Origin of the sequence: Novipirellula sp. (assembly GCF_041583735.1) — a bacterium.
GTDB lineage: Bacteria > Planctomycetota > Planctomycetia > Pirellulales > Pirellulaceae > Novipirellula.
The window spans coordinates 1-7,055 of record NZ_JBFHFD010000452.1 but is presented as its reverse complement, the minus strand read 5'-3'; the positions used below and the strand labels follow the sequence as shown (position 1 = coordinate 7,055).

The following is a 7,055-nucleotide window of genomic DNA, read 5'->3' as shown; positions in this document are numbered from 1 at the left end:
GACCTATGGTGGTTGGGACATGCATAACGACATTACCGGCGGGATGCGACGATCCACTCCGGCATTGGACGTTGCGTTGTCAGCACTGTTGGACGATTTGTCCGAGCGAGGCATGCTCGATGAAACGCTCGTCATGGTCAGCAGCGAATTTGGCCGCACGCCGAAGATCAACAAGGATGCCGGCCGTGACCATTGGCCAAAGGTGTTCAGTGTGATGTTGGCTGGTGGGGGAATCAAGGGAGGCACAATCTACGGTGCCTCGGATTCGACCGCATCGGAACCCGAAGAAAATGCGGTTTCCCCAGCCGATCTTGCGACCACCATGTATCGCTTGCTTGGCATTGTTGCCGACAAAGAATTGATGGCTCCTGGTGATCGTCCGATTGAAATCGTCGATGGTGGCAACATCATCGAACCCTTGTTGGCATAACGCGGCACGCTTTGCCGCTCGTACTTGTCAGGGGAATTCGAGCGAGGACACCTTGTGTCCTCGCTCTGCTCTGACGTCTTTTGTTAATTATTTTAGTGCGGCATCGACTCGCCGCCTTGCATCGTTTGAACTCGCCTTTATTGGACGCCCAAGTGAATTCACGATCCCTCGCCACCGCGTTTGTTGCATTTAGCTTGATGACGCTGGTTGTCACCACGGCAATGGCAACGTTACCGGAAGTCACCCGTCTGAAACCGCTCGGCGTCCGCCGTGGCGAAGAGACGACGGTCTTGTTTCAAGGTGCCCGGCTGAAGGATGCACATCAAGTGCTGACCGATGTCCCCGGTATCACGATTCTTGAAGTCAAACCGATCGATAACGCCAAGGTCGAAGTCAAGTTGAAGGCGGATGAAAAACTCGCCCCGGGCTTGTACCCTGTTCGCTTGATAACGAAGAGCGGCATTGCCAACCTGCGATTGTTGGGCGTTGGGACGATGCCGGTGGTCGAAGAGGTGGAACCGAACAATGATTTCAGCAAACCGCAAACCATCGATCTGAACACGACGGTCGAAGGGGTTGTCGATCGAGAAGACGTTGATCATTTTCAGGTCAAGTTGAAGGCGGGCGATACGCTAAACGTCGAGATCGAAGGGCTCCGTTTGGCTTATTCACTGAACAATCAGAACATTCTTGACCCCTTTGTTTCGATTCTGAACGAAGGTCGTTTTGAAGTCGCCACCAGCGACGATTCGGCGCTGTTGCAACAAGATGGCGTTTGTTCGTTCACCGCAACCGAAGACGGTACCTACACCGTGCTAGTCCGCGACAGTTCGTTCGGAGGCAATGGCAACGCCGGCTACCGACTGCATGTGGGGACGTTTCCACGTCCCGTTGCCGCGGTTCCCGGTGGGGGCGTTCCAGGCGACACACTGAAAGCGAACTTGGTTTCATTGGATGGCACGATCAGTCAAGCATCGGTCCAACTTCCTAGCGAACCGCATGATCAATGGGCGGTGGTTACCGAAAATGAAAAAGGCATTTCGCCGTCACCCAACTGGGTACGAGTCAACGAGTTGCCTGTGGTGATGGAACAGGAACCCAACGACGACCGCGCCAAGGCGCCTGAATCGGCTGTGCCCGCTGCATTTTGTGGTGTGATTGAAAAAGAAGGCGATTTCGATTGCTTCAGTTTTCAATGCAAAAAGGGCGAGCGTTTCCGGGTGACCGTGTTCGCTCGCAATGTGATTCGTTCACCTTTGGATGCCGTGCTGAACGTGTTTGCTCCGGATGGAAAGACTTTGTCGTCCTCGGATGACATCGGCACTAACATGGATCCATTTGTCGAGTTTACTGCTCCGGCCGATGGAAAGCATAGTGTGCGGATTTATGATCACCTTCGCGGCGGCAGTGCGATCCATCATTACCGCATCGAAGTCACTCCCGCAGTCAGCGAGTTTGATTTGAACTTGGCCGAGTTGCGTCGTTATTACCCGCAGGTGGTTTCGGTTCCGATCGGCGGCCAAACCGCGTTCATGGTCAATGCGGCACGTCGGGGATATAACGGCGAAATTTTCATGGAACTTGATGGGCTTCCTGAAAACGTCGTCGCTCAAACCTTTCCCATGCCCGCTGGGCGTGGTGAGATTCCGGTGCTGTTGACTGCGAAACCGGAAGCGACGCATACCGCTTCGCTGTTTGATATTCGTGGCAAAGGCGATGAGAAAAACGCCACCGTAACGGGTCAACTAAAGCAAACCCACCAATTGGTGCTTGGCCAAAACCGGCGTGCGATGTGGGGCTATGACACCGATCGTGCCGCGGTGGCCGTTACCGATGCGGCGCCTTTTGAGATCGAGTTGGTTCAACCGAAAACGCCGATCGTTCGTGATGGTAGCAAGGAACTCGTCGTCCGCATCAAACGCGGCGAAGGATTCGACGGCGCGGTTTCGCTAAGTACGCTCTACAATCCGCCTGGGGTTGCGGTCAACAATAGCCGCAAAATCGACAAAGGCCAAACCGAAGTTCAAATTCCGATCACCGCCAACGGTAGTGCTGCTGTCGGAACGTGGCCGGTGATTATGATCGCAAGTTACCCCACCGATAACGGCACTGCGGAAATCGCGACGACTCCGATCATGTTGGAAATCCAAGAACAGCTGTTCCGCTACAAGTTCCCCCGCTCCGCTGCAGAACTTGGAACCGAAGCAACGGTGGCAGTCGAAGTCGAAGTGCTGCGAGATCTTCCCGGTGACGCGGAAGTGGAATTGGTCGGGATTCCGAATGGGTTGACCAGTTCGGCTGCAGTCCAAAAGGTCAGCAAAGATTCAACGAGCGTGATCTTCCCGATCACGGTTGCCAAAGACGCCAAGACCGGGAACCACAAAACGCTCGTCTGCAAATCACGTGTTACTGTCGGTGACGAAGTGATTGTGCAAACCAATGGTACCGGTGAAATTCGAGTGGATGCACCATTGCCACCAAAGAAAGACGCACCGGCTAAACCGGCTGCACAACCCAAGCCTGTCGAAGCCAAGCCTGCCGCGCCGAAACCACTCAGCCGGCTCGAACAGCTTCGGCAAATGAAGAACCAGTAAGCACGCGTTTCGGCGGGGAGGGCATTTTCGTTTGTCCTTCCTCCGTCGATCGACCCCCCCGTATTCAATCGATCCCGTAATTAAACGATCCTGATTTAAACGATCGCTTTTATTGTTCAACGAGGAACATCGGCATGAAGTTTCCATTCATCAAATTACTCGAGCGGATCGCGCTCGGCGTGGTTATCACCACGACCGGTGCCGTTTCTGCGATCGCGGTCGCGCCCGAGTCATCGACTCCGAGCAGCAACACGGCGCGTCGACCAAACATTGCGGTCTACCCGAGTGAAATCAAGCTTGGTTCGGCTCGTGATTTCCAGTCGTTTGTTGCAGTACTGCGACGCGACGACGGTATCACCGAAGACGCCAGCGAGCGGATGGAGTGGTCGATCGCCGACGAATCAAAGGTCCGTCGTGATGGTTTCATGCTGCATCCGGTCGCCGATGGCCAGACCGAGTTGGTTGGCTCGTACGCAGGCACCGAGGTTCGCGTGCCGATCACCGTGACGGGCGCGTCGACCAAACCCGAAATCAGTTTTGAAAAAGACATTATGCCCGTGCTAACACGCTCGGGGTGTAACACCGGATCATGCCATGGTGCCGCTCGCGGCAAAGACGGATTCCGTGTCAGTTTGTTTGGTTTTGACCCCGATGGAGACTACTTTCGCATCACGCGTGAGATTGGGTTCCGACGAATTAACCTTGCGGTTCCTGAAGAGAGTTTGTTCCTCAAAAAATCGATCGGTGCCGTGCCTCATACCGGCGGTAAGCTGTTTGACACCGATTCGGACTATTACGCCACTATTTTAGAGTGGTTGCAGAAGGGAGCCAAAGCTGATCCTGCCGATGCCAAGCCACCGGCTGTCGAGTCGCTTGCGATCTATCCGCCCCAAGCGGTCATCGAAGGTGACGGAACCCAGCAGCGATTTGTTGCCGTAGCCACCTATAGCGACGGCAGCACGCGTGACGTCACGCGGCTCGCCGCGTTCACATCGAACAACTCGGGGACCGCCGAAATCGATTCGATGGGCGTGGTCACCGCTGGACGTCGCGGTGAAGCATTTGTAACGGCACGCTTCGTCACCGAGACGGTCGGCAGCCAAGTGCTGGCACTTCCCACCGATTTGCAGTACACCGCTCCGAAGATCGAAGGCGAATACATCGATCAACTTGTTGGCAAAAAACTGCAACAGCTTCGCATTCTGCCGAGCGGGCGTTGCAGTGATGAAGAGTTCCTGCGCCGTGTCACTTTGGACGTCACAGGGGTGCTGCCGACCGAACAAGAGTATCAACAGTTCGTTGTGGACGCCGCTCCCAACAAACGTGCGGAATTGATTGATCGGTTGCTCGAACGGAAAGAATTCAGCGAGATCTGGGCGATGAAGTTCGCGCAGTTATTGATGATCAAGAGCAGCAATACGGTCAGTTACAAATCGGCATTTTTGTATGCGAATTGGTTGACTGACAAATTTGCTCGTAATGTCCCCATCGATCAAATGGTCCGTGAACTACTGACCAGCACGGGCGGCACATTCACTTCGCCCGCGACCAACTTTTACGAGATCGAACGCGACACGCTGAAGACGGCTGAAAATGTTGCGCAAGTCTTTATGGGGATCCGAACGCAATGTGCCCAGTGTCATAACCATCCGTTTGACCGCTGGACCATGAACGACTATTACGGTTTTGCTTCGTTCTTTTCGCAAGTGGGACGTAAACAAGCCGAAGACTATCGTGAAAAGATCGTTTACAACCGTTTTGGTGGTGAGGTCAATCACCTCGTGACGGGCAAGCCCGTGCCACCCACTTTCCTCGGTGGTGAATCGCCTGACACCCAAGGCAAAGATCGTCGCGAAGTGGTTGCGAACTGGTTGACCAGCAAAGATAACCCTTACTTTGCTCGCTCGATCGCCAACCGGATTTGGGCTCATTTCATGGGCGTAGGTTTGGTGGATCAAGTCGACGATATCCGTATCAGTAACCCGCCAAGCAACCCCGAGCTGTTTGACACACTTGGTAACAAATTGGTGGAATACAATTTCGACATGCGGTCACTCGTTCGCGATATTTGCAATAGCGAAGCGTATCAACGCAGTTGCCAATCGAACGAGACCAATGCTCATGACAACCGCAACTATGCGTACGCCGTCGTGCGGCGTATCCCGGCGGAAAGCATGCTCGATTGTTTGTGCCAAGTCACCGAAGCGCCAGAAAAGTACCGCGGGCTGCCACTGGGTGCCTCAGCGGTGCAGATCGCTGATGGTGCAACGTCCACTTACTTCCTGGACACCTTTGGACGCTCACCACGAGCGACCGTTTGTGAGTGCGAAGCGACCACGTCGCCATCGCTTTCCCAAGCACTTCACCTGCTAAACGGAAGCTCCGTGACCAACAAGATCGAGCAGGGCAAAGTGATTCAGAAATGGGTCAAAGAGGAAAAACTGAGCAACGAACAGGTGATTGAGCGAATTTACATCCGTTCGCTCGCTCGCAAACCGACCAAGGAAGAACAAGAGAAACTGCTCGCAACGATTCCAGCCGAAGGGGACAGCACCGCTGCACTGTCGGATGTTTTCTGGGCCGTTTTGAACAGTCGCGAGTTTGCATTTAATCACTAATTAGAATGTAAAAACGCCTTTGATTTCACACTCGAAAACTCGACCCTCCACACGATTTCCAATCGCTATGATTCGACTGAATATTGCCGCCTTACTTGTTCTGTCCGGTTGCGGAGTCAGCTTCGCCGCTGACGAAAAATCCACTCCCGAAGTGAAGAAGGTTACGTTTGAAGACGATGTGAAGCCGATCTTTCGCCAACATTGTGCAAGCTGTCACAACCAAGGCGAAAAGAAGGGCGGCTTGGCGTTGGATACTTACACGGCATTGATCGAAGGGGGGGGCAGCGGCGAGGTCGTTTACGACGACGGCGACCCATCGGCGAGCCGTTTGTGGCAATTGGTCAACCATGATGACACGCCGATCATGCCTCCGAACCAAGACAAATTGCCGGCCGAACAGCTGGCAGTTATCCAGGCTTGGATCGAAGGTGGCATCTTGGAAAACTCGGGTTCCAAAGCCAAAGCGAAAAAGAAAAACTCACTTGCCTTTGTCGCAAGCACTGGCGGGAAACCCGAAGGTCCCGTGGCGATGCCCGAATCGATTCCTCAGCGTGTGCCGGTTGTCACCGATCGGGCTGCTGCGATTACGGCGATTGGCACAAGCCCCTGGGCACCGTTGGTCGCGATCGCGGGACAAAAGCAAATCGCATTGTACCACACAGAAACGTCCGAACTGCTGGGCATCTTGCCATTCGAAGAGGGGATTGCACAGTCGCTGCGTTTTAGTCGTGATGGCAGTTTTTTAATCGCGGGTGGCGGCGAGCATTCTTTGAAGGGAATTGCGGCGATCTATGACGTCAAAACCGGCGAACGCGTGGCGACGGTCGGCGACGAGTTCGATGTGGTTTTTGATGCCGATGTGAACGCCAGCATGTCGCGAGTCGCGATGGGCGGGCCTCAGAAGATGTTGCGTATCTACGACGCTACCGATGGCGAGTTGCTTTTTGATCTCAAGAAACATACCGACTGGATCTTTGCGGTTGCTTACAGCCCCGATGGGGTGTTGATCGCGTCGGGGGACCGCTCTGCCGGCCTTAGTTTGTGGGAAGCCGATACCGGCCGAGTGTATTTGGATTTGGCGGGTCACAAAGGAGCGATCAATTCTGTTGCTTGGCGAGACGATTCGAATGTCTTGGCCAGTGCGAGTGATGACGGAACCGTCAAAGTTTGGGATGTCGCCGAAGGCAAAACGATCAAGTCGTTTAACGCTCATGGTGGCGGCGTCACCGCGGTTGTCTTTGATCATCAAGGACGAATGGTGACCGCAGGTAAAGACAACAGAGCCAAGCTCTGGGATGCCAATGGAGGACTGATTCGCGAGTTCAACCCGGTTTCCGAAGATGTGCTCGAGGCCGCGATTACCCACGATGGCAGCCGAGTGATCTATGGCGATTGGGACGGGCAAGTCTTCAG

4 protein-coding genes are annotated in these 7,055 nt (G+C 54.3%); all 4 read left to right on the top strand.

Annotated elements, in window-relative coordinates; all coding sequences use genetic code 11:
- The coding region (locus ABX962_RS25485) for a DUF1501 domain-containing protein (protein WP_372723535.1) at positions 1 to 430 on the top strand (430 nt) is incomplete at its 5' end.
- A 152-nt stretch (positions 431 to 582) separates the two neighbouring features.
- On the top strand, positions 583 to 3,024 hold the full coding sequence (locus ABX962_RS25480; RefSeq protein ID WP_372723533.1) for a pre-peptidase C-terminal domain-containing protein: 2,442 nt from the start codon (positions 583 to 585) through the stop codon (positions 3,022 to 3,024).
- A 134-nt stretch (positions 3,025 to 3,158) separates the two neighbouring features.
- A complete protein-coding gene (locus ABX962_RS25475) occupies positions 3,159 to 5,642 on the top strand; it encodes a DUF1549 domain-containing protein (RefSeq protein ID WP_372723531.1) in 2,484 nt (827 codons plus the stop codon).
- Between the two features lie 67 nt (positions 5,643 to 5,709).
- Positions 5,710 to 7,055: c-type cytochrome domain-containing protein (locus ABX962_RS25470; protein ID WP_372723529.1), on the top strand; the 1,346-nt coding region annotated here is incomplete at its 3' end.